Here is a 25,506-nt window from a genome sequence, read left to right on the forward strand (position 1 = left end):
ATCAATGCTCAATCCAGCTTAATGGGTTGATGCGTTTGTCCGTATTGAAGCCAGCTAGAGGGTCACAATCTATACCCGTACACGCAGGCGGCTCAGGATCACAGTCACCATTTGGGCAGATGAGTTTGGGTGTGCAGTCGTCACCCTCACAGCGGTTCACTAGTCCACTAAATATACTGGTATCATTAAACTGGGTGACAATATTGTCGACAATACCTGAACCTGCATTGAAGGTAGAGCGAGCAGTTACTACTGCATTACCACTACTATCTAGGCAGGTACCGAAGGGCAAACAAGTGCGTTCGCGTTGAGTCGCCCCTTTGACACCAGCGCTACAAGCTTGAACAGCTTGACCTTTATCAGGGTTATACGAAGAGGACACTAATATACCAGCTAGTGCATCAGGCTCATTGAACATTTTCATCTTGTAAGGGCCTGTAGTCTGCTTTGCCTCATTTAACCAAGTATCAAACGGCATATACCAGCCTTGGACAATACCTCTCTCCATGTTTTCTTTAATGCCTGCCCTAGCAGGTGCGCCTCCTGTTACCGCTGCTGCACTAATATCAGCGGCAGAAAATGTCAGTTTTTGTAGTTTGTCGTTTCTAGAAGTCGTACCTGCTACCTTGTTAATTGGTGTGCGTAAACTGATTGTCGGCGCTGTTCCTGTTCCATAGAAGAATAGATCACTACGAGACACGTCCTTATCGATGACGCTGTATAGCGCATTAGGAACACTCCTTGTTGCAGTTACTGGATTACTACGATCTCCTGTGCCTACTGTCACCATAGCTTGTACACCACTAGCAGTGCCTGACTGATTGTCCGCATCGATATAACCGTACCTGCCATTATAAAAAGTGATTAGCGGGCGCTCGTAAATACGTGGTGGCGCATCGCCAGTACCCACTTGGTCACTGACATCGAGCACTTTAACGACTCGATCTACTTTAAAGTTATTGGTATCTGCATTGTTATTGATATCAGCGCGCCAAACTTGTCCGCCTAAATCAGCAAAGTAGATATGATCAGTCAGACCATCATAGTTGCGGTCTAAGGTTCTAATCTGAGTCACGACGCTATGCTTAAGATCGTCTGCTTTTGAATACTGTAATGAGGCACTAGTAGCAGTAGAAGCAGCGGTAACACTAGTATCACTATTATTAGCCCACCATAACAACTTGCCATTACCAGTTGAGACATTTACTTTTTCTTCGTTATTGGCTTTGGTTTCAACTTCACCCATCTGCACCATATAGACGCCATTACCTTGAGCTGTCGTTTTACCATTACAGCCTGTAACCGTATTGGTTGTGACAGTAGAACCAAGCTTAAACTTTGGATCTTCGTAGCAGGTATCATAACCACCAGGTAAGAAGCTCACCATGACGCGTTTACCGCCGCTTTTAACGTAGCCTAGAGCAGGCTTGCCCCATGATTGACCCATTTTTGCGAAGGCTAGCTTTTCTGCTGCTACGGTGCTACTTGTAGTACCTGCTAGCACTGTTGGAGTGGCTCCAAGTTGATCTTGTAGCTTATTAGCGTAGTTAGAACCGACGCTATATATCATCTTAGGAGTACTAGGAGTTGAGACATCTAGGGCATAATACATAGAGCCGCCCATGCGTAGACCACCTAATGCAAAGCTCTGCTCCGCTTCAAAAGTATTCGTAGTGGTAGCTGCATCGCCCGTACCTGTCGTATTAGACTTTGTAGTGTAAGAGGCGTACGTTAGCCAAGGCGCATCGACACCATAAGGATAGCTGCCATCTTCGGCAGTACCATTGCCAGCAAGTGCTTTGGGTTGTAAGTCAAGGATCTGCTTGGGCACAAAGGTAAAGACCTCCTTACCCGTGCTATCATCGAGCATATGCAGAGCGCCATCCATAGAACCATATATTACGTAATCTTCACGTTGACTAGTATCAAACTTGCCCGTAGCATCGACAGCTACTTTTTTGGTGATCAGCTGCGGTATAGAGTGCAGCACACCACCGACATTCTTCAGATCAGTATTTAATGAGGCAGTTATTGCGGTGCCATCAGTTACTGTCGTGCTTGTAGATTCACCATATCCCATAAAATTTAGTAGCGCGATTTTTTTGGGGTTGGTATATCCATTGGCCGTCGTCAAATTATTAAAGTTTACAGGTTTCTTGTCTGCGGTGACTTTTAGATTGACTAAACTACTGCCGTTATTTACGAATAGATTGCGACTGCCTGATGCGGTTGCACCTGTATTTTCAAATACCTTTTGGTAAGCACCGCCCACTTGCGGCAAACCTCGGTCAGGTCTTGAGGCAGCAACAGTATTCCATAAATCATAAGTATTTTTTGCAAACAGACCACTGTTATCAGAGAAGACAAAATTATTATTACCACCGAGCAAAGTGGCATTTCTAACCTTGTATTTTTTGAGATTACCGTTCCATAGCTGTGATGATCCAGGAACAGGTTCAAGTATAGGTAGATAAGCAAATTGACGCGATTCTAGTCCCCCTAGACTGTCAAGAGGTACAGACATCGTGCCTGCTGATATTGGTTCAATCTCAGTTTCACCAACTTCTTTTATGAATGACTTGACACTCTTGGCAATATCTTCAGACTCTGCAGTGTAATAAAACCCACCTTCACCAAAGCCTTGATCTTTTTTGCCAAAATTACATAAGTTTTTGGCATCTTGACTCTCGACACTAGGATCATTACAGTTGTAGTTATCTTTTCCTCCTACTATCGTCCGTCTGTCGTATAACTCTTTGTATACACTACCAAAACCTACAGTTGCAGTTGCGATGGCATCTTTTTTGGAGTTATTGTCATTGTTTAATGCTTTTGCATATTGTCCGATTAGCTCCCATCCAGGCGTACCGACATATGCTCCAGTAGGGGCGTCTACGCCTGACGCGTAATATGTTCTTGCAGAGGGAAGCTTGGGATCACTAATATTACTAACAGACAGCGAACTGCCCGATAGACTGCTATTCATCAAATTACGAGTAGTGTTTTCTGAATAAACACTGTTGGGCTCACCATCGGTCAAGAAGTATACCCCGTAGCCATCGCACTGGGCTGGCGTCGTAGGCATAGGAGATGAATAAGAGGTATTGCCTTTTAACATATATGCCCCTGCTGCAGCATAGGCATTCGCTATTGGTGTATAGGTCGATGGCGTTAACCCTGCAATCTTATAAATTAGTGATATTCTGTTTGCTTGAGTCAAATCTGATATTGGAGCATCAACTTGACCACCACCTTGCCGAGCTCCTCCAAAAAAGCTACCTAAACCAATTTTATATTTAGTCAAATCAATGTCTGCACCAAATCCTGAAGAGCTTTTAGGATTGGCAAATAATGGAATTAGTGCCATTTTTAGCCGTGATATTCGACTGTAGTATTTGTCACCATTTATTGATGGTCTATAGTACTCTACTGAGTATGGAATGTATCCAATATCCGTACCATCATCATTATAGAAACGCTCTCTTATCTCATCACTACCACTAAAGCGAAACCTAATATCTGGATAGTCTTCAAGAATACTATTGTTATTCATACTTATAGAATTATCGAGCATCATCAGAATAGAGGCATTACCCCCTTGCGCCGCTTGATAGATCTCACGATCACTAGTATGACCAGCACTCGTTGCCATACAGGCCAAAACGACTGTCGATAATACTTTGATAGGCCAGCCTTTCATAATAGGGTGGACTCTATCAGTTGTGATTCTGTTCAAGACTCTCATAGTAATCATCCCTAAATATTGATTGCTGTTATAAATAAACTGCTAGTCATCTATTACTTCTAAGCTGACATGCTAAAAGTAGCAGTCGCTTAAATAATTCTAGTTACCAGAAACACAGGTCACTCCAACCGGCTGGTTGATATAAGTCTGTTGCTGGGTCTGATACGGCACGCTCAGTGCGGCTAGACAGCTGTCTACAGTAGTAGATCCTGTACGCATCTGCTTAAAGCAGCCCGCGATAGAGGTAGTATCGTTGCTACTCGCATTGCCTAATGTGGCACTAGATAATGCTGGTATGACTGAAGTGACGTAACCGATAAAGGTAGTGCAGCCAATAGCGGCATTGACCCCAGTTGTCGCAGGCTCAACATTGTTAGACGAGGTGCCTGAGCCTTCTTGAGAGAAAATACCACTGCTCTCAGGTCGTACAAAGGTCATCTGAGTAATCACCCGACCTTCACTAACATAGTCATTACTATCATTAGGATTGCAGTAGCCATTATTTTTGTCAGTCAATAAAGCATTACTTTCATTGAGTTCGCTAATCTCAAGAATACTAAATAGCTTAGTACTACGCGGTCTAACACAAAAGCTGATCTTATGACCTTCACGCTCACTACTCGATATATAGCCTTTGAGAGTATCGTTCTTTTCGCGGCTAGCAGCACTCAAGATGCGATCTTCTTTTTCAACTTTTAATAGAGCAGCATCATTGGCTTGAAACAGTAACTTATTAACCTGATCAGCCGTTGCCACTTTGAGATCGGTGGTGCTCTGCCTAACAGCGATTGCTCCTACTATCATAATTAAAATAAGCACTAACAAAACCACAATTAGCGCGACACCAGATTGATTATGCAAACTTGTGGACACTTTAGGGTAGTTCATAGTTTCAGGTTTCATTATAGACCTCCTCTAGCATTACGTAACAAAATAGTCGTCTCGTAAATATTACGTAAGTAGGTTGGCCCAGCTGCGACAGTGTCACTAAGCTCTGCATCGACTTTATCCAACACTGTGAACGTCAAATCACTATTGTTTTGCGCAGTCGCGGTTGGATTATTTGAACGCGCTAATATACCTATCTGCAAGCTGACAATACGCCTAGTGTCGAGTACTGTTGCCAGATTTGCCGCTGCGGGAATCTGTACGTAAGCTATATCTAAATTTGCAGGATCAGTAGCGAAGTCTCTGCTAGAGGATATCCCTAGCGTTGCTCTAAAATAATCAACATTAGGAATAATGATAGTGCCTGTACCTGCTAAGTTGTTTGCTGTGGCATCTGTTTCACCAGGTACGATGTAACTGGCTATATCTATACCAGTTGCGCCTCCAGCAGTTGTCTCGTTATAACTATAAATAGCTGAAGCACAGGCTAACCCTGGTGCATTAGGAGTAACTGTCGTATCCGTTCGCACAAAATAGCGTTCAATGACATAGAACCCTTGTGGTATCACATCACCTTCACAGTCAAAAGTACCTTCTCTATCCGATCGATATTGAATCGTTAGCTGATCACTATTGGCGATACCTTTTAGATTGCTAGTACTGTTAGCAGAGGCATTGCTAGATAACAAAGCTACTGGAATAGCGGCACCATCTAGTGTTAATCCAGATAAATTACCTTGTAACCAACTGACTGGTGTAGGAGGAGTCGTAACAGGAGCGACCCCCGTTGGCGCTGTGAGTACCACTCCGCCCTGCGGGGTCAAATGATTCATAAAAAACTCATTAAAAGCCCCTGTTGATTTGGCACCATAGTTAGTACGTCTCAGGTGTTGCTGCATTTGAGAAAAGCCAAAAATAGCATTATCTTGAATCTGAGAGCTGGCTTCTTGTCTACGACTGTTGACTGAACTGGTATAGAATATCTGCAATGCTGCAGCGGAAACGAGCAAACCTAGTACTAAAGAGATCATTAATTCTACTAAAGTAAAGCCTTTTACTCTAGTAAAAGCTAGAATTTGCATAGTAGGTACACTATTATTTGAAGCGCATGAGTGTATAGAGTTATGATGCTTTGAATTCATCTTATATCTCCATCATCATACAGGTAGCTGCAGAATGATAATTGCCACCCGCTTGTTCGGCTACATCTTCGGTAGCGGCCACTTGCGCCGTTAAACAGTTTGTCTCATCATCACTACCAATAGTCGCTGTAGTATCACCCCATGCGGAAATTAGACAGTATGAATACATAATATTAGTTGTTGGATCAGTGCCATTACCACCCGTATTAGGACAAGGATGCATCTGTATCTGAAAATCATAATTCTGTAGATCAAGTTTAAATTTATAACTTTCGGCCTCTGCAAGCTGGACAGAGGTACACAAAGTCGTTACTGCCGCACCATCAAGACCACACTGAGTACTAGGCGCAGTGACAGAATCGATATCATTAATTTGAGTTTCATAAGTTTCGATAGCAAAAGGATTGGCATGAATCTTTTCTGCTATATTACGCATCATGACCAGTGACTGCGAACGCTCAAAAGACTCATTGGTTGCTTTTATAGCTCGGCCTTGTAACGCACTATAACCTAATACGGCTACTGCTAATAAAAGCAGAGCAACCATTACTTCTACTAAACCTACCCCTGTCTGTGTAGTATTACTGTTCATTAACAGCTCCCAGTGTTTGTAACACTGATATTAGCGATTTTGTTAACTGTGACATGTCTTGAGGTCTCGTTAGTAGAACTATCATCGCAGATAGTATAGACAACTTCAGTGCCTGCCCCGCTTATCACTTTATTCGGTTGAAATACGACCTGAGTAGTACTAGCAGGCGTAATAGATTGACTGACAGTACTCTGCCTATTAACGTTATAACTAGCTATAACACTATTACTTCTATCAGTTACAGTAATTGTCTTCAAAGCACTATTATACGCAACTGTAATGTTCTGCCGACGAATAATACTCTCAACCTTTGCCTCTTTTAATGCACTCTCAAGCGTTGCAGCTGTCGACTTCACTCGCTGATTGGCCAATTGCGTGCTGATATTGGGCGCGGCGATACTGACAATAATAGCGAGGACGGCGATGGTGACCATCAGCTCAATCAAAGTAAATCCTGACTGCTTAAGTGCTAACTGTGTTGTAGAGACGTTCACACTTGATTCCTATTGATAAGCACTTGTTTTATTATCATCTATTTTGATGACTAAAATGGTATAGCTTATATCAGTGCAATTTTTGTTCCATCATGCCTACGAGCTGATACTGCCTGAGTCTTGTTATATCTGTTAACTACTTCATTAATAACGTGAACTGAGCATTTAATATAACGACAAGGTAACATATAAGCAACAAAATAATTAGGAATGATAAATCTGCTATTGGCTGCCATGTGCCAAGGCATAAGCTAGGATTTGATAGCTATCATTAGAGGACGTAGATGCATGTGAGCGCGGTACTTGCTCATAAAAGGTACGTGCAAGCGCTTGTAGACTTGCCCCTGTCGTTGCGACATCATCGAATAAAATAAGGCGTTTGACTGGCGGCATCTGAGTTAACGCAAAGGCATTGTCTAGGTTACTTAAACGCTCGCTACGGGTCAGGCCTTGCTGGGTACTGGTACTGTCGATACGCTTGGCGCCATGCCACAGCGGTATGTTCCAGTGTTTGGAGAGTTGTATCGACAAGATACTCACAGGATCAAAACCGCGCTTGACTAGGCGTGCATTAGTCGTTGGCATAGGTATGATAACGCTGTTGGCATAATGACAGCCATGCGGGCGCGGCAGTTGACGTAAGACATGGACGAGGATAGCAAGTTTTGTCATATCCTCATGATGCTTAAAAGCGCGAATGGCTTGACGTATAGGATAGTCGTAATAGGTCGCCGCCTGAATAGATAGCGTCATACTAGGTGCGATATCTACAAAAAATGGCGCTGGTAGCCAGACAATATCGTGATGACAGTGCGTGCATAGTAGACCACGACTAAAGCGCTTGTTGAGGGTCTGTGAGTTTGAATGATTATAATCTAGATGGTGCTTTGATGTACTAGGATAAAGACGACAAAGCTGGCAGTGTACGCTTAGATACTCTGCCAGCCACAAGCCACTTTGGTAAGGTGCTTTTAAATAAGATACTTTTGGATAAAGCGCCTTTAAATAAGACGCTAGGGCATGCATAAGGCACTCTTTGGTTTATTCACCCGTATTAGAACCCTTTCCAATCGTTGAGGACAATACCAAAACCGATCGCAGTATTCTCGTGATCATAATCTATGATCGACTCGCCATAGCCTTGGAACAGCTGCACATAGCCATTGACATTTTCTGATAGCGGATAGATATAGTCAATTTGCGCCGCACCCTTATTGGTACTCGGATTGTAGCGTAGCGTACCGCTGAGGCTTTGCTGTTTTGGCAAATCATATAAGAATTTGATATCACCATATCCTAAGAAATCTTCGATATCTGGGTTGTCCTCACTACTATCACTTTCGTTATTGATACGCGCCCAAACGCGTGGCACGATTGAGAATTTGCCCCATTCAGCGCCCGCCATTAGATAAGCGCGGTTCCATGAGCGCGAGATAGGATCAGAGCGTCCGTTGGAATGATGCACCAATCCTGCGCCAAGCATGCGCAAACGCCCATCAAACGGCAAGTTGGCTGTGACAGGTTGCGTCAAAAAAATCTCTGGCTGATAATCGGTACCACGAAATGGTCTAGAGTTGTCCTCATTGTAGACCTGCCAGTGCGCTTGCTGGGTGTAACCAAACCAGAGGTCAGCGTTGGTATCGAACAGATCCTCGCCCACCTTGGTCTTGAGCGACAACTGAAACTTTAGCTCAGTGTTACGGATATCGTTTGAAGTGTACTCTTCTCCTGGCTCATCTGGATTGCTCGAGGTTGGATTCAAGTTAGGATCAAAGCTATAAAACAATGGCAATACGTAGTTGGGACGATAAGGTCTGACTGTCCAAGTGCCGCGCTCGCTGTTTTGGTCTAAATCATAGGCAAGACTTAGCGGACTATATTTTTCGATATCATCTTGCGTCACCCCTATGTTTTCTAGTACTTCAGCTTCTCTTTGCGTAAGTCCCACTGTATCCAAGGACTCAGTGGAGGCTGCTGTATCCTCGCTGACTTTGCTTACGCCGTTATCCTTTGCCAGTACCACTTGCGGATTGCCTGATATGGTAGATTTAATCGTCTTTGCCAGATCGACAGGCTGCTTGGTCTCTGTATAGGTAGGCGTTTTGCCTTGCGATGCCACCTTGTCATAACAGGCTAACCGCGCGGCGCTCACTTGCAAGTCCTGACATTCTAAGAACAATTGGGTTTGGTTTGCTACAAAGGTTTTGCGCTCAGCAGGGGCGCTTGAGCTGCCCAAAACCTCGTCCATCACGGGTGACGTACGCGTGCTTGGGTACTCAACTGATGCATCGTCAACGGATAGCTCATTATAAGTTTGTGCATAAGCTTGCATGGTAAAGCCACTTAAAGCTAGCGTGATAGCGACACTTAAGGTTGTAGGCAGTCGGCGCTTAGAGGTCATAAGGTGGTGCTCGCTTGAATCAGTATGCAGATAGGATGAAGATGAATGGGCAAGCATAGATGTCCTTTATTTATGGCAATAAACCTAAAGGTGCTGCCAGTAGAAGGTTGAGATAATTAAGATATAGATAATAAAGGTGACACTTAAATTAGAGCTGCTAATAAACGCCAAAGACTATATATGAGATGTCTTTATTGCTATGCATTAATATTGTTGCTTTAGTGTAATGAAATTGCTGACGATATACCAGTATTAATACTAATAAGTCGAAACTTTCTAAGCCTGTTTATTCTTTATATAGACGATAGCGCTCTTAGGGTTTACAGGCATTTGTGACAGGCTATTGCAAAATTTGTTACTATCTACGTTTTATATAAAAGACTTAGGTGATCAGATATGGCTAAAAACGCTCTCCAAGCACAGCTGTTAAAAGCAGGACTGGTCGATAGTAAAAAGGCCAAAAAAATAAGCAAACAGTCTGAGCATGCCAAACGTACTGGCGACGATTTAAATGCAGAGAGCAAAAAAGCACTCGCTGCAGCGCAAGCAAAAAAAGTAGAAAAAGACCAAAAACTCAATCAAGAAAAACAACAAGCGTTAGAAGATAAGATGCTAAGAGCCAATATTGTACAGATGATTAAGCAGCATCAGATCCATGATACGCAGGGAGAAGTGGACTACCAGTTCGTTGATCACGCTAAGATTAAAAAGATTCACGTGACCCAAAAGTTCTATGAGCAAATCGTCGCCGGTCACGTGGTGATAGCACGACTTGAGGACAGTTATGCCTTGCTGCCAAGGCCTCTGGCGGATCGTATCAATGCCAAGCTTGAAGGTTTCATCGTCGTCTCAAATGACAAGTCTGATACCGAGCTTGACGAAGACGATCCTTATGCCGCTTATGTGATTCCAGATGATTTGATGTGGTAGTTTTTAGCTTTCAAATAAAACAGAGACATCGCGTTGTAGCGCGATTGAAATAGTTTTTTCTTACGGGCTGCGCTTACGCTGCTTGATGCTGCAAAAAACTATTTTAATCTCGCTGTATTGTCTTATATCAAACCAGTTAAAGAAGCCCGCGATAAATAAATTATCGCGGGCGGCTTTAATGAAAATCAAAGCTGAGTGTTCAATGTGGTCAGCGTCTGTTCAAACTCTTGACGGCCAATTTCACCTACTTGCTGGGTCACCAGTTGACCATCTTGATAATACAAGAGCGCAGGAGGGCCAAAGAGTTGGTAACGTGCCAAGATCGCTTTGGAGTCCTCAGTGGTCTGTGTAATATCTAAGCGTACCAGTTGCCAATCTTGCATTTGCGCGGGGCGGTTTTGAAATAAGTTTTTGTCCATAATGCGGCACTCGACGCACCAGTCGGCGGTGAGATCGACGATAACTTTGGGGTTAGCAGCAGTAATAGCATCCAATTGCGCCAGTGTGGTAATCATTTTATCATCACGAGCAGTGCTATTAACGATGCTTGCACTGGTGGCAGATGTCGCACTCAAAGACGCTAGCGGATATAAGCTATCCTCATTACCCAAAGCGGCACCTATGATGAGACAAGCCGCCCAAACTCCAGTAGTGAGTGCTAGTGCTTGAGTAAGCATGCGCCCGCGACCGATCCAGCGCCATGCCCATATCGCCACCACCATAAACCACAACGCCCATACCAGTAGCATCACTGATGAGACAAACACGCGCTCAATCAGTAACAAAGCGACTGCAAATAACAGCAGCGCAAAGCCTTGCTTGATCCAATCCATCCACACGCCGGCCTTTGGCATGATCTTGCCTTGAGTAGCACCGATAAGAATAAGCGGTGCGGACAAGCCAAAGCCCAGCATAAATAGCGCAGCAAAGCCGAGCCCTGGACTACCGATCGTTGAGACCGCCAGCAGCGCACCAAATAGTGGCGCTGATACACAAGGCGATACTACCAGCGCTGACAAAAACCCTGCAACCAAGCTGCCGCCCGTACTCCCCAGCTTACTATCACCTGCCTGACTCAAGCCTTGCATCTTTTGACTGACAAATCGCGGCATACGCATACTAAAGACACCGAGCATATGCAAGGCAAGTAGCACAAACACTAGGGCAAAGCTCAGTAAGATAACTGGGTTTTGTAGCCAGCCTATGATACCGAGCGACTCCCCAAAGATGGCGATAACCGCGCCCAATAACCCGTAGGCTATTGCTACGCCTAACGCATAACTGGTCGTCAATATCACGCCCTTTTTGACGCTTGGGTTTTCTTGGCGAGCGACAATATTAGCGACAATAGGGAGCATAGGAAGTACACAAGGGGTCAATGCCAAACCCAGCCCTGCCACAAACAATAGCATCAGTGCCAGCCAAGGATGCGTCGCCAAACCAAATGGATCACTATCAACCAAAGCATTAGGATCTGCGTTATTTATGGTCTCTGAACTAGCATCATTAGTACTGCTATTTGAGACTAAAGGGGTACTCGTAGCATTATTATCAATCGGCTCTGCGCTACTGTCTAATACTTCGTTTTCGTCTGTAAGTATCTGCCCATCTACAAAAACCGCTTTATCATTCGCCGTCGCCTCTGCTTCAGATATAGCCGCATTGGTGTTCAGATTGCTTTGCTCAGTATCAGTCTCATTATCAGCTGGCGCGGCTACAGTCTTAGCTGGCGTAGCAGGACTTTTAGTATCAGTATTATCAACAACTTTTTTGTCAGTAGCGGCTTTGGTAGCTGCACTCACCGCTGGTTTAGCCGGCGCTTTTTGCGGAGTCACCGCAACGCTGACGGTCGTATTAATTGTTTCTGGTGGGTAGCATAGACCTGCTTTAGCGCAGCCTTGCCAACCGATGACAATTTTTGCATTATCGATAGGTTGACCTGTGGCATTTGTCAAAGTCGTCGTTGCCACCATATTGCGCTGATCAAATACAGGTACTTGCCCAAAGGTAGGATCGTCGATAGATTTTGGCGATTGACTGTAAGTAAATGGCGCCGCGCTTATGCCTGCAGGCAACGTGAGCTTGATCTGATCTTTGTAGACGTAATGCTCAGGGGTGATATCAAAGTTTATTGCTAAGCGCGTACCTATTGTCTTAGCCTGGCTAGTGCTATTGACTTGAAACGCTTCATCTACTGGCAAAAAGCTGCTCTGGGCGGCGCTTTTATTACCGAATAAATCGCTCAAACTGGCGGCTTGGGTCGGCGCCGCGCTCATAGCAAGCGCACCCACGACCGAGCTGCTAGCCAATACGATAGCAAGCGCATAGGACTTTTTCGTCGTTTGGCTTTTGGTCGTGGTACTCTTTAATGACATAAACGTTGACCTATAATTTGCGCTTTGTTTGTTTTTATTGTCATAAATAAAAAGCGATCTATCCATTACATCTAAATATAAAAAATATCAACCAATAAAACCTTATTGATTGATATGTCGTGCTATTACTATCGGTATGGCTATATTTACTTATGCACTAAGTAATAATATAACTAAATACACTTATAGCTGGGCATAAATATCAGCATCTAAGCCTTCACCGCCTTGCTGACCGTCGCCGCCTAATGAGAACAAGTCATAAGGTCGATTCTCACTGCCTGGGGCGACATATTGCAGCTCGTTCTCCCAGCCATCAGTCGGATAGCCGCCTTTTATATAGCCGCCTTCTGGATAGTTTTTGGCGTCGGCGGGCGGCGTTGTTAGCGCCTCTAAACCTTGCGCCGTCGTCGGATAGCGAGAGTTGTCCACTTTATACATGTCAAGGGCGTTCGATACCGTAGCGAGCGCTGTTTCTGTGGTTTTGACGCGAGCTTTATCGCTTTGTCCAACCACTCTAGGTACGACTAAGCCTGCCAAAATAGCCAAGATAACAATGACGACCATGATCTCAATCAAGGTAAAGCCTGATTGACGCCTTACAACTGGCGTCGTTTTTGCTAAGGGTAAATTATCATTATTAAGCGGCGCTAAGATTGCCGTATTGTTGGTTTTAGTCATCTGTAGGGTATCAGCCATAGGTGTGGTCTCAGTTGTAGTCGTTGCTTAATTTGCAAAGAGTAAAGCCTCATTAAGCGGTTATAGCTTGGATTAAATTAACGTTACTATAGTACAGTTGTCTAAGACAAACAAATTATCATCACAAACCGCCGCTTATCCAATATCTCAACGACGACATCAGTGCTATCTACTATAGCCCACCTACTCCTTTAACGACATTAATCGCTGTCAATAGACAACAGCGGGCAAAACTTGCGAAACCTTAGATAGAGTTAAGTGATATGTCATTTAGCAAAAGCGCGGCGCTAAATTAGCCTGCTAAATCGTTCATATTGACGATAGGTAGCATCACCGCCATAACGATAATCATGACGATTACGCCCATAAATACCAGCATCAACGGCTCAAGTAAAGATAACAAAGTACTGATAAAGTTGGTCGCTTCTGCCTCTTGCATGTTGGCGGCGCGGCTGAGCATATTCTCAAGCTCGCCTGAATTCTCTCCACTTTTGATCATTTGTACCATCATCGGTGGAAAATAAGCAGACTTTTCTAACTGGCTTGAGAGACTGGCGCCCTCGGTCACTCTGTCGGCAGCAGTGATAATGGTTTGCTGGATATGTAGGTTGGTCGCCACTGCCGCGCCAATATGCAGCGCTTCTATCAGCGGCACCCCTGAGCGCACTAATATCGCTAAGGTGCTAGCAAAGCGCGCCGCATTTAGGCCTTTGGACAACCGCGCTAAGATAGGTAACTTAAGTACAATACTATCTATCGTAAGCTTACCCGCCTGCGTCTGCGCAAAGCGGTAAAACAAAAAGGAGGCGCCCGCTAATACCAGTAGCATCAGCCACCACCACTGAGTAATAACATTCGATAGGGTCAGAACGACTTGGGTAATAAGAGGTAGCGCTTGCTCTGATTGTTCAAACACTTTGACAATTTTGGGTACTACAAAACTCATAAGTCCCATAATAACCGCGACCGCCATCACCATCAGCACAATGGGATAGACCATAGCGCCTTGGATTTTCTTTTGTAGGGCAAAGCGGTTTTCGGTGTAATCGGCCAATTGATTGAGAATCAGATCTAAGTGACCAGACTTCTCCCCTGCTGCGATAGTGGCGATATACAGCGGCGGAAAGCTCGCCGCTTGCTGTAGCGCACGCGCCAGACTCAAACCCTCAAGCACATGCGCGCGCACGGCAAGCATCAAGGATTTGATATGGGTTTTTGGGGATTGCTTGGCAACAGCGGCTAAAGTCTCCTCAAGCGGGATACCGGCGGCGAGCAAGACAGAGAGCTGGCGGGTCAACAGTGCAAGCTCATAGGCAGAGGGTTTTTTGTAGCGGCTCTTGCTTTGTTGCCTATCATTGACGGCGTTGACTTCGACTGGTGTCCAGGCTTTGTCCCGCAGTTGCTGACGTACTTGGCGTGCAGAGTCGCCTTCTAACAAGCCTTTTTTCATACTGCCTTGATCATCAAGCGCCTTGTAATGATAAGCGGGCATAACAGCAGTATCCTAAGCGAGCATCAAAAATACAGGTGAATTAAAATAGCGGAGTGGAATCATTACTCTCAGGCATCATGCCTTGGAGCAATAAAACATCTAGATGCTGCTGCTGCAGTTTTTTGTCAAAATCATTGACCTCAGCGATGAGCATTTTTTCAATACGTTTATCTGAGGCATAAACGCTTAGGCGCGCGCAAATAACAGCCAACTGATAGATACGTTTTTTGCAATAGCCATCCAATCCTTGCAGCAATCTCACCATATATGGCGTCTCAAGGCTAGCGTAGTCATAACCGCTCACCGCGTGCTCATCAAGTGCGGTCACATTGTAGCTAACAGATAAGTGCGCGCAAAAGTAACAGCTGAATAAATATCCGACCACATGACCGATGTAATAACCGCGATCATAGCTAAAGCTGCTGACACCAAAGTGACTGAGGACATAATTGTTAAGACTTGCCTTGTCAGCTATCGGTTTGGAGCTTTTGAGCTTGCCGATAGTGGGCAGACGTAACGGGTTTTGACCATCTTGCGAAGTCAGCTGCCATCCTGCGGGCTGCTGGGCAGGCATGTGACGCACAATATCGGCAATAATATCATCAACCACGTGCAACTGCTGCCATAGCCGCTCTAAAGGCTGGGTATCGATAAGACCGCGTTTATCGAGATTTTGTGCAAGCAGATGTTGCTGATATTCAGCAAACTGTGACTTGAGTGTCTGTACTAGATACGTCGGACGCGTACTGGCTGCAACAGTATATAGTAGCTGCGTGCGCTGATACTGAGTGCGATAAAGCGCTAGGCGCGCATCAGCTACAGTAACGTCTGTACGAGTGACAACGTTGTATTCATCGTTATGGTCATCGCCATCATTTACTGTAAACAACGCTAGTAAAGCTGCCTTGTCAATCGTATCCTCACTGACCATTTGCTGATTGTGCTCTGCTGCGCTAGAGCTTGACTTTTGATGCAAACTTTCATTATCAGGTCTAGAAGTTGATTGGATCATAACACACCATTTGTAGCAAAATTGAATAAGCGTCAGTCTATAAAGCAAAAGAACTCTATGTCTTATAGTACCTCAAGCTCGGCAGATTGTCATAGTCTAATATCAAAGCGGCAAGCGTTTTGAGTGTCACTATCTAAAGACACAAACAAGAATGCCAAGATAATCTATCTTGGCATTCTTGTTCGTGTCTGCTTAACTCTTATTAATTAGTTTTCTAAAGTGTTCCTGACGATAAGCCTTTGGTGATATCCCATAAATGCGCTTGAACGCTTGACTAAAGGTGGAGTCCGACGCGTAGCCTACCAGCTCGCCGATGCGGCTAATACTGTGTTGTTGCAGGCGCAAATAGCGCGCCGCCAAACGTAGACGATAATCTGTTAGATAAGTCAAAGGCGGCATGCCTACGACGTCTTTGAAGCGCTGAGCAAAACTTGAGCGCGACATACCCGCCACTTCAGCGAGGCCATGGATAGTCCAATTGTAATCTGGCGCGTCATGCATAACGGTTAACGCTTTAGTCAAAAACGGATCTTTCATAGCCCCAAGCCAACTGTCGGTCGCCTCGGGTAGGCTCTCTATATAAGTGCGCAGACATTCAATCATCATAATGCTCGCCCAATGATTGATAACGGCTGTTTTGCCCATACGCTCGCGCTGTGATTCTAAAGTCAGCAGTCTAATCTCGACATCGACGACTTCAAACCTAGCATCAGAGCTTGCGTTGAGCTCTGGCAATATAGAGGGCAATACAGAGAGTATCGGACGTACCATCTCTTTATCGTACTTGCATTCAATCAAGATCACAGAGACGTTGGCATCGCCGCCACTATCGAGATCAAGTGTGTTATTGATACAATTAGCGAGCCTATCATCTAATGACGTTGCCGAATTACCGTTATGGTTAACAGCATAGCTTCTATGATGATGAGAGTTTGATAGCATGATCGTATCGCCAGTTTTTGCCTGTCGAATCTCGTCTCCGACATCAATACAAAAACTACCTGATAGCACAACGTAGAACAAGATACAGTCCTGTCTATCCATAGAAAAGGACCAGTCACCCGTGCCATTGAGGCGATAATATTTAGTTTCAAACAAATGCACATTTTGTAACAACACACTGAGTGCGTCCATCTATTTATCCCTTAGTGGTTCAGCAGTTAGTAAATAAGCCCATTAAGATAACCAACGAGCTGATATTAAACCATATAAATCAATTCGAGTGGATAGAGACTAAAAATATAAATACGTTGAGCACATAATCACTTTATCTTAGCTGACTAAAAATATTGTTTAAGAAGAAAGTAGTTTTGCACCTTGCGCCATAAAGCTTAGCATTAAAAGAGTGCTACAAAAACGATATCAAATACTAAGGAGGGAATAAAAAGCAGACGCAAAAAATTGCCACAAGAGGCAAGCGTTTTAAGCATTATTTGAAGAGGATAGTACAGAGATAATTGGGGCGACTGATGGGACTCGAACCCACGACCACCAGGATCACAACCCGGGGCTCTACCAACTGAGCTACAACCGCCATAACTGATGCCTATGATAGGCAAGATTTGCAGGCTAAATGGTGCGCCTGGCAGGATTCGAACCTGCGGCCACCTCCTTAGAAGGGAGATGCTCTATCCAGCTGAGCTACAGGCGCTCTTAAGGGCTTTTTATCTACTTAGGTTTGTAAGTAACTAAACCATTATACATAAAAAAAAGCCTGTAAGGCTCTCAAAATAGATGGTCGGAGTGATAGGATTCGAACCTACGACCCTCTGGTCCCAAACCAGATGCGCTACCAAACTGCGCCACACTCCGATAAACTCTATCTTTGCTACGATAAGACTCTCTTTAATGCACTACCAGCAAAGCTGCTAACTCATTAATGATCATCGCTATCGAGGTGCATATATTAAGCGCTAAGGCGGATAGTGTCAACACCTATTTATAAGTATTTTATAAATAGGGGCTTGGCGTCTTGTTAACCTATAGAATAATACTTATCGATGGCACTCATTGATTATGGATGTGGTATGCGCTTTATTGCCAGCGTTTACGTTAAGTATTAAGGTTAAGCGTACCCTCTAACACATTAAATGGCATCAGCCATAGCTTACGCGGCGATGCACTCGGTTGACTCAGTGCTATATTCCCTTGCGGCTTGAGGGCAACAGGCCGACGACTATTTAGGACAGGATATACCAGCCATACGTGCTCAGCTTGATAAGCCTGCGCGTAACTACTGAGCTGATAGGCGTCACTAGAGGTGATCGCACCTGCTTGCGTGAGCGACTTCCATTTTATATCGATGACGTGGCTGTAATTGGTTTGTGTACTAGTGGACAGTGGTGATTTGTGATGAAGGATTAACAGATCTGGACGCATAGAGAGCTGCGTCTGTCCAGTGTCGTCACTAAGCCAAATACTTTGTGCTTGGTACAGGGGCTGATAATCTGAGTCGATAGTTTTAAGGGTAGCTGCGATACTTATACTCGCCCACTGCTCAAACATTTGATTCATATTCAAAAGAACGCACAAGCGCATCTTTGGCGCTGACACAGGTTGTACATTAAGGCCATGACCTGCCTCAATGTTTGACTGTTTAAGCAGCCAATATGCCAAATCTAGCAGCTGCTCGGCTCCGCGGCGTTGATGCAGGCTTAGCGGTTGACTGGTAAGCTGATATTTTGCTTGCTGATATACTGCCTCTAACTGACGCCGCTCTTGATGATTGAGTGCGGTTATAGCTTGCCAAGGTAGTAAGGCCCAAACTTGCTGATCTAACAAAGGCGCAAGTAGTATAAGCGCACTTTTGATTAAGCGATTGGCGATAATCTCTTGATTTAATTGGCTTATCTCGCAGACAAACTTGTGCGGCTGATGACGATTACGTTTAAGCTGCTCTTTGATAATGAGCTTGCCTTGCATCACCGTATCATTACGAGTTTGCGGCTGATAACGACTACTAGGCCGATATTGCGATAAATATTGAACAAACTGCGCGATTAACCATTCTGATAACGGAGGCTTTGCTGGCGGCACATAGTCTGATATAGGTGCTACATAGGTGCTGATATGACCAAAGTTTTTGCTACTAATTGACGAAGGGCTTAGAGCGGCGAGCATATTGTGCACCCAGCGCCGCGTCTGCTCAAGGCTATGATCTGTACTGCTTGCGCTCTCATCGTCTATGTGAATAGGTTTAGGTAAAATCTCCAGCATACTCCCGCTTGGCAACAAGATAATACCGATATAATGCCCAACTTTGAGCTGCCATTGTCCCTGTTTGCGCTTGATAGTAAACACCGTTAGCTCTTCACCGAGCAACCAATCAAAATCTGTCGTCCACGCAAAGTCACGCGCTGTTAAACGCTGATGCTCAAAAACGGTCATCGTGGTAATATTATTCATCGTGAACATCAATCACTGTAAATATCAATCTGTGTGGTTAATACAAGCGCTGATAAATATCGGCGCTTGTAAATTCACCCTTTTGTGCGACAAGGTCAGGGTTTATTCTATAGCTACTTGTGCCCATAGACTGCCCCAAAAATGCGTTTTGATTGGCAGCACTTGGCAGATGCTGGCTGGGTATGAATGACTGGCTATCTTGAACAAACTGCGCCGCTAATGGCTGCGACTCATCTTTGAAGATATAGTGCAAGATAGTGGACTGATTACCGGCCGCTTGCGCCAACTGCGGAATAATCTGCTGCACCAAAGCCTCTTGCAAATGCTCAAAAGTTGCAGTAGACCACAAAAAAGCATGGCCCAGCTGCGCTTCAGCGCCTAGTGTTTGAATAATGCGGGTATTTAAACCTGTCAATAACTGCCCTAAATCTATCGCAGCCCTGCTATCATTATCAGCATGAATAACCGATAACAGCTCAGGCTGCGGCGGACAATCAGTAAAATGAAAGCGCCGACGTAGCGCCATATCGAGCGGGGCAAGTGAGTGGTCTTGAGTGTTCATCGTCGCATAAATATCGACATTGGCAGGCACGCCAAACACGCGCCCTGAATAGGCCAGATTGACCCTCATCACATTTGGCATCCCAAGACGCTTATCAGGTTCGATGAGGCTGAGCAGCTCACCAAATACGCGTGAGACATTAGCGCGATTGATCTCATCGATCAACATAGCGTAGCGCTGATTGGGGTCACGCAGGGCGCGCTGACATAACTTTAAAAATGCCCCATCTTGAATATCATAAGCCTGCTTGTTAGCGCCAATGACAGGTCTTATGCCCTCTACAAATTCCTCATAACCGTAAGCTTGATGAAAGCTGACCATAGTGTAGCGCTGCTGGTGCACCCTATTATTGCTTGAGCGATTATCAGCGCAAGCTTGCTGATACTCTGCCAACTGCTCACCTAGTACAGCGAGTGACTCTTGGCTCTGTGGCAATAGATACCAAGCGCCGCTCGCGTCTTTATCAAAATACGCCTGCCCTGCTCTATTATCACAATTTACCGTCTGCGACTCTACTGGGCTGTGCATTTGTAGCACAGACCATGCCGTGCTATTTAGGTGTTTGCCGCGCGCGTTTTGTGCCGCTTTTGCCAAAAAAAACGTGTGCGCGACAAGCTCAGGCACCTTAACCAAATCCTGTCCTTTGTGCTTTAAATCCAAAAACACAAGACAAATAATTTCACGCCAGCTGCGATCTTGTAATAAATGATCAAGCAGACAGTCGCTATCTGAAGGAGGCAAATAGTCGGTGTATTGCTCGGCGATTTGTAGCAAACGATGAGTTTTGCCAGTACCTGCAACGCCAGTATAAATAATGTTGTTAGGCTTATGGGTTGGCAAATCAGGCTCCAATAGATAAATTACGTTGATAGCGACTTTATGAGCGCTTAAGTTCATGGTAAAAATGACACAGGTATAGCGATTGAGGTACTATTATCACTATCATCTTAGCAGGGTATTGCCAGCTTTGAGCTCGCTATATTTGCTAAGCTACCGCTACTATTATTATGTTCAATTTAAGGGATCTTGTATGTCAGGATTATTTAAAAAGCTTCCTAACAAGCTTATCGATAAATTACCCACCAAAACATCTGATACTAGCCGCATGCAAGAGGACAAGCCTAGCAGCACTTTAAAGCCTATTAACAATCAATTCACTAAACTGTTGTCTATTACCAAATACTTGCCAGCTACCGCGCGCTCCAAGATTTTATCAAAAGCTTTTGGTAAAGTGGTACCCTATGTCGGTACGACAGGTATCTGTTATGAGACGGTCGAACCCAATCAAGTGGTTGTCAGTTTGGACAATGACAAGGCAGTACAAAACCATATCGGCTCTATCCATGCGGTGGCGATTACTTTACTTGCTGAGACAGCCACTGGGTTTATTTTGGGATTAAACCTGCCCTCTGATCGTATATTATTAATAAAATCTTATTCTGTAAATTTTTATCGCCCTATCAAAAAAGGTCAAATTGCAGCGGTAGCGAGCCTATCCGATGAGCAGCGCCAACATATCTTGGACACGCCCAAAGGCGAGATGATCATTCCTTGTGTTATCGAAGACCGCGAGTCTGCGAGTAGCCGCGACCCTATCACCGTTGAGATGATGTGGGCGTGGATACCCAAATCCGAGTTAGAAGCGCGTCGCCAAGGTAAGGGCGATAACCTATCAGATACTGATCAAGATAAGCAAGCCACTGATACAATCAAAGCGACAGAGGATGAATAACACCCCCTAGTATCATACTCATAAGTATAATACTCATATTTACAATAAAGGAGATCACTATGATTAGTCATAATAATCTATTTAAAATACTATCTAAAGCCGTACTTATAGGTGCCTGCTCGCTCGGTCCATTGAGCGTTGTGCTGACAGCTCAAGCTGCACCAACGACGACGATGAGCAAAACTGCGCCAGTCTTTTTAGGTGATGGCGGTGAGTATCCTTTTTCTAGTGCAGTACGCATTGGCGATACTTTGTACATGTCAGGTCAGATCGGCTTTAAAGACGGTCAGCTGGTCAAAGGCGGTATCAAAGCTGAGACCAAGCAAGCCTTGAACAATATCAACACGACCTTGCTAACGTATGGCTATCAAAAATCAGATATCGTTAAGTGTCTAGCTATGCTCACAGATATGGATGATTTTGCTGATTTTAATGAGGTATATAAAGCTGAGCTTGCCAAACCTTATCCTACGCGCTCCGCTTTTGGCGTAGCGGATCTAGCAGCAGGCGCTAGTGTTGAGATCGAATGTATCGCTGCAAAATAGCTCTATAGCTCTATAGCTCTATAGCTCTATAGCTCTATAGCTCTATAGCTAGGTACTTTAAGTTAAGCAGTCCAAATCAAGCAAATAATATAAGCTACTTGGCAAAATTATAAAACGCGCTGAATAGATGGGCGCGTTTGCCTGCTTATTTTATACCAACAAACCCTCATCAGTAGATGCACTCTCTTTGGTCACTCGCAATACCTCCTCTAACGTTGTCCGCCCTGCTATTACTTTGTGCAAACCATCTGCGCGGATCGATGGCGTTTGCAGGCGGGCGTAAGACTCCAGCGCATACTCTGCAGTATTGCTATGGATCATTCGGCGTAGTGCATCATCGACAGGCACCACTTCATATATCGCGGTACGTCCCTTAAAGCCAGACTGATTGCATTTATCACAGCCAACAGGTTTTGGTAAGCTAATGACGCCATCAGGCACGCTTAAACTTATGTCAATCTCATTAAAGAGTTTGGCCTGCTCACTGTCAGCTGCCTGCCATGTATGACAGTGGGTGCATAACGTACGAACCAGGCGCTGTGCCACTACGCCAATTAAAGATGATGATAATAAGAACGGCTCAACGCCCATGTCTTGCAAACGCGTGACCGCGCCAATCGCGGTATTGGTATGCAGAGTTGAGAGCACCAAATGCCCCGTAAGTGATGCTTGTACCGCAATCTCAGCGGTCTCAATATCACGGATCTCACCGACCATCACCACATCAGGATCTTGGCGTAGCATCGCCCGCAGGCTTTTGGCAAAGGTCATATCGACTTTGCTATTGACCTGCGTCTGCCCAATACCGTCCAATTGAAACTCAATAGGATCCTCTGCGGTCAAGATATTACGCGTCTGATCGTTTAGATCAGTGAGCGCTGAATATAGCGTCGTTGTCTTACCCGAACCGGTCGGTCCTGTGACGAGGATAATACCGTGCGGGCGATGAATCAGCCGTTTAAGCTCGCTGTAGTCATTATCTGAGAGCCCCAGATAGGTCATGTTTAATCGTCCTGCTTGCTTATCAAGCAGACGCATGACCACGCGCTCACCAAAGCTTGATGGCAGGGTGGATACCCGCACATCGACCTCGCGTCCTGCTAAGCGCAAGCTAATACGACCATCTTGCGGCACCCGTTTTTCGGCGATATCAAGCTTGGCCATAACCTTGATACGTGAGACTAAAAGCGGCGCTAATTGCCGTTTTGGGGTAATAATCTCTTTGAGCTCGCCATCGACGCGAAAACGAACGACCAAGCGCTTCTCAAAGGTTTCGATATGAATGTCTGAGGCGCTCAAGCGAATGGCTTCAGAAAGCAGTGCGTTAATCAGGCGAATGATCGGTGCATCGTCTTGAGAGTCCATCAAATCTTCGGTTTCAGGGACGCTATCAGCCAAGCTATCAAGATCAGGATGATCCTCCAAACCTGCGGCGATGTGCTGTGATTCACCAGTATTATTGGCATAAACCGCATTGAGTCTTTTTTCAAAGTTGTCGCTATCGATACTCTCGTAAGTCGGTATGCTACGCACGCCCTGCTGCTGCAAAAAACGCATGGCTTCATTAATCGCAGACAAAGGCGTAGCTTTGGTCAGTACCAAAGTTGGCGGTAACTGAGGATCAATGGCTAGCATGATCAAAAGCTGATGACGTTTGGCAAAACTGTATGGCAGCTGCATCATAAAAACGACCTGATAATAAGAGTAAAAATCAAAGCAAAGATAAAACGCATAAGTAAATAATTACCAGCGGTACGTGCTTGCAAGTTTGTTATAATAGCATTTTGTTTTAAGCTGCGCTTAATCATAGCAAAAGCCGATATTTATCGTGTCACTATTACTTTTTAAGCAACGATGTGTGACCCTTAGCTACTTTTTTATCTATACCCGTTTGACTATTTTTACGCTATAGTTATCATAACGCTATAGCCTATTACCTATCGCCATAAAAGGATTTATCATGCGACTAATGACAGCCGTCGACCAGTTGTTTTTACTTTTAGAGTCGCGCCGACAGCCGATGCATGTCGGTGGTTTATTTTTATTTGAATTGCCAGAGGATGAGCAAGACTCAGACAGTGACTTTGTCTATAACCTTGTGCAGCAAATGCAAACCTCAACCGTCCCGCCAAGCTTTCCTTTTAATCAGGTACTAGAGAACTTGCTGTTTTGGAAAGAGGATGATGAGTTCGATGTCGAGCATCATTTTCGTCACGTTGCTCTACCAAGCCCTGGCCGCGTCCGCGAGCTACTTATGTACGTTTCAAAAGAGCATAGCCGCTTACTTGATCGCGCCATGCCGCTTTGGGAATGTCATGTAATCGAAGGTATTTTGCCTGAGTCTGAAGGACAGCCTGGCCGTTTTGCTTTATACATCAAGATTCACCACTCATTGGTTGATGGTATTGCAGCGATGCGCATTGTGCAAAAGACCTTGTCTCAATCACCAAATGACCCAGTATCTTTGCCTATATGGTCGATGGTTACGCGCAGCAATGATAAAGATAAGCTCATCTCAGAGGTGCCCTCAACTAGGCGCATAATCAAAGAGCAGCTATCAACCATCAAGCCTGTATTTACAGAGCTTATGGACAATTTTAAGCACAGCGGTGATGAGGATTATGTCGGCACTTTTGACGCGCCAAAGAGCATTCTTAACCAACGTATCTCAGCCTCGCGCCGTATTGCAGCGCAGTCTTATGATATACGCCGCTTTGAGACTATAGCTGAGCAATTTGATATCAGCGTTAATGATGTGGTGCTTGCAGTTTGCTCAGGTGCGCTCAGACGTTATTTACTCGATCTAAAAGCACTACCGAAAAAACCTTTGATCGCCTTTGTGCCGATGTCACTGCGCGGAGATGAGAGTGCCTCTGGCAACCAAATATCGTTTTTGATGGCAAACCTAGGTACTCATTTAGAAGACCCTGCCAAACGCTTACAACTGATTCATGACAGTATGAACAGTGGCAAGCGCCGCTTTCGTCGTATGAATAAGGCGCAGGTCATCAACTACAGCGCCATTGCCTATGCTTGGCAGGGGCTGAACACCCTCACAGGTTTATTCCCCAAAAAACAAGCCTTTAACCTGATTATCTCTAACGTACCAGGTTCCAAAAAAGAGCTCTATTGGAATGGCGCTTTGCTAAAAGCTCTGTATCCGGCGTCAATCTTGGTCAATGGGCAAGCGCTGAATATTACGCTTGCAAGCTACCTCGATAGAATCGAGTTCTGCATTACTGCCTGTAGCAAGCGCTTACCACATGTACAAGATATGCTCACCTTAATTGAAGAAGAGCTGACGATTTTGGAGCAAGTCAGTGAAGATAAACGTTTAAGTGCGTTAGAATATAAGGTCTAAATGCATGAGATATTGTTTGAAAATCTAAATGCCTAAAACCAAAAAAGCGGCTCTTATATGAACTGACCCCCATAAGTTGGACACCACTTATGGGGGTTATTTTATGCGTTACGATCTAGACTTTAAGATCAAAG

The 25,506-nt window shown here is 44.8% G+C and carries 19 protein-coding genes and 3 tRNA genes; 4 read left to right on the plus strand and 18 right to left on the minus strand.

Going from position 1 to position 25,506, the window contains the following annotated elements; genetic code table 11:
• Position 1 precedes the first annotated feature (1 nt).
• From ACTXGE_RS06120 to ACTXGE_RS06150, 7 genes are all read right to left on the minus strand, one after another.
• Entirely contained in the window at positions 2 to 3,745 is a 3,744-nt protein-coding gene (locus ACTXGE_RS06120) for a pilus assembly protein (protein WP_443560289.1), read from the minus strand.
• 99 nt (positions 3,746 to 3,844) lie between these two features.
• Positions 3,845 to 4,648, minus strand: coding sequence for a PilX N-terminal domain-containing pilus assembly protein (locus tag ACTXGE_RS06125; protein WP_443542386.1), 804 nt, complete (start codon positions 4,646 to 4,648; stop codon positions 3,845 to 3,847).
• Entirely contained in the window at positions 4,648 to 5,715 is a 1,068-nt protein-coding gene (locus tag ACTXGE_RS06130; RefSeq protein WP_435950173.1) for a PilW family protein, read from the minus strand. Before ACTXGE_RS06130 ends, ACTXGE_RS06125 begins: the two co-directional genes overlap by 1 nt.
• Positions 5,716 to 5,776: 61 nt before the next feature.
• A complete protein-coding gene (gene pilV / locus ACTXGE_RS06135; RefSeq protein ID WP_435950172.1) occupies positions 5,777 to 6,367 on the minus strand; it encodes a type IV pilus modification protein PilV in 591 nt (196 codons plus the stop codon).
• Positions 6,367 to 6,861 (minus strand): pilus assembly FimT family protein, encoded by a 495-nt coding sequence (locus ACTXGE_RS06140; RefSeq protein WP_443542384.1) that lies wholly within the window; start codon positions 6,859 to 6,861, stop codon positions 6,367 to 6,369. Before ACTXGE_RS06140 ends, pilV begins: the two co-directional genes overlap by 1 nt.
• 222 nt (positions 6,862 to 7,083) lie before the next feature.
• Complete coding sequence (locus ACTXGE_RS06145; protein WP_443542382.1) at positions 7,084 to 7,887, minus strand: ComF family protein; 804 nt, start codon at positions 7,885 to 7,887, stop codon at positions 7,084 to 7,086.
• 28 nt (positions 7,888 to 7,915) lie between these two features.
• On the minus strand, positions 7,916 to 9,319 hold the full coding sequence (locus ACTXGE_RS06150) for a phospholipase A (protein ID WP_443542380.1): 1,404 nt from the start codon (positions 9,317 to 9,319) through the stop codon (positions 7,916 to 7,918).
• 339 nt (positions 9,320 to 9,658) lie between these two features.
• On the opposite strand from ACTXGE_RS06150, the gene ACTXGE_RS06155 reads away from it, so the two are divergent.
• Positions 9,659 to 10,192, plus strand: a complete 534-nt coding sequence (locus ACTXGE_RS06155; protein WP_443542378.1) for a DUF2058 domain-containing protein — start codon at positions 9,659 to 9,661, stop codon at positions 10,190 to 10,192.
• A gap of 185 nt (positions 10,193 to 10,377) precedes the next feature.
• On the opposite strand, the gene ACTXGE_RS06160 is transcribed toward ACTXGE_RS06155, so the two are convergent.
• From ACTXGE_RS06160 to ACTXGE_RS06205, 10 genes are all read right to left on the minus strand, one after another.
• A complete protein-coding gene (locus ACTXGE_RS06160) occupies positions 10,378 to 12,567 on the minus strand; it encodes a cytochrome c biogenesis protein CcdA (protein ID WP_443542377.1) in 2,190 nt (729 codons plus the stop codon).
• 183 nt (positions 12,568 to 12,750) lie between these two features.
• Positions 12,751 to 13,263, minus strand: a complete 513-nt coding sequence (gene gspG, locus ACTXGE_RS06165) for a type II secretion system major pseudopilin GspG (protein WP_443542376.1) — start codon at positions 13,261 to 13,263, stop codon at positions 12,751 to 12,753.
• A gap of 292 nt (positions 13,264 to 13,555) precedes the next feature.
• Positions 13,556 to 14,755 carry a type II secretion system inner membrane protein GspF gene (gspF, locus tag ACTXGE_RS06170; RefSeq protein WP_443542374.1) on the minus strand — a complete coding sequence of 400 codons (1,200 nt, stop codon included), beginning with the start codon at positions 14,753 to 14,755 and terminating at the stop codon, positions 13,556 to 13,558.
• 40 nt (positions 14,756 to 14,795) lie between these two features.
• Positions 14,796 to 15,767: a hypothetical protein gene (locus tag ACTXGE_RS06175; protein ID WP_443542372.1), complete on the minus strand. Its 972-nt coding sequence runs from the start codon at positions 15,765 to 15,767 to the stop codon at positions 14,796 to 14,798.
• A gap of 192 nt (positions 15,768 to 15,959) precedes the next feature.
• On the minus strand, positions 15,960 to 16,901 hold the full coding sequence (locus ACTXGE_RS06180; protein WP_443542370.1) for an AraC family transcriptional regulator: 942 nt from the start codon (positions 16,899 to 16,901) through the stop codon (positions 15,960 to 15,962).
• Positions 16,902 to 17,225: 324 nt separating this feature from the next.
• A tRNA-His gene (locus tag ACTXGE_RS06185) sits at positions 17,226 to 17,301 on the minus strand.
• Between the two features lie 40 nt (positions 17,302 to 17,341).
• Positions 17,342 to 17,418: transfer RNA gene (locus ACTXGE_RS06190), tRNA-Arg, on the minus strand.
• Between the two features lie 84 nt (positions 17,419 to 17,502).
• A tRNA-Pro gene (locus ACTXGE_RS06195) sits at positions 17,503 to 17,579 on the minus strand.
• A gap of 240 nt (positions 17,580 to 17,819) precedes the next feature.
• Positions 17,820 to 19,172, minus strand: coding sequence for an McrC family protein (locus ACTXGE_RS06200; protein WP_443542369.1), 1,353 nt, complete (start codon positions 19,170 to 19,172; stop codon positions 17,820 to 17,822).
• 37 nt (positions 19,173 to 19,209) lie between these two features.
• Entirely contained in the window at positions 19,210 to 20,574 is a 1,365-nt protein-coding gene (locus ACTXGE_RS06205) for an McrB family protein (protein ID WP_443560291.1), read from the minus strand.
• A gap of 190 nt (positions 20,575 to 20,764) precedes the next feature.
• Here ACTXGE_RS06205 and ACTXGE_RS06210 point away from each other — a divergent pair, with 190 nt between their 5' ends.
• On the plus strand, positions 20,765 to 21,466 hold the full coding sequence (locus ACTXGE_RS06210; protein ID WP_443542365.1) for a DUF4442 domain-containing protein: 702 nt from the start codon (positions 20,765 to 20,767) through the stop codon (positions 21,464 to 21,466).
• 59 nt (positions 21,467 to 21,525) lie between these two features.
• Complete coding sequence (locus ACTXGE_RS06215; RefSeq protein ID WP_443542363.1) at positions 21,526 to 22,011, plus strand: RidA family protein; 486 nt, start codon at positions 21,526 to 21,528, stop codon at positions 22,009 to 22,011.
• Positions 22,012 to 22,161: 150 nt separating this feature from the next.
• On the opposite strand, the gene gspE is transcribed toward ACTXGE_RS06215, so the two are convergent.
• Entirely contained in the window at positions 22,162 to 23,694 is a 1,533-nt protein-coding gene (gspE, locus tag ACTXGE_RS06220) for a type II secretion system ATPase GspE (protein WP_443542361.1), read from the minus strand.
• A gap of 277 nt (positions 23,695 to 23,971) precedes the next feature.
• Here gspE and ACTXGE_RS06225 point away from each other — a divergent pair, with 277 nt between their 5' ends.
• Positions 23,972 to 25,372 (plus strand): WS/DGAT/MGAT family O-acyltransferase, encoded by a 1,401-nt coding sequence (locus ACTXGE_RS06225; RefSeq protein ID WP_443542359.1) that lies wholly within the window; start codon positions 23,972 to 23,974, stop codon positions 25,370 to 25,372.
• Positions 25,373 to 25,506: the final 134 nt, after the last annotated feature.

This window comes from Psychrobacter sp. T6-4, from assembly GCF_052258425.1.
Classification (GTDB): Bacteria; Pseudomonadota; Gammaproteobacteria; order Pseudomonadales; family Moraxellaceae; genus Psychrobacter.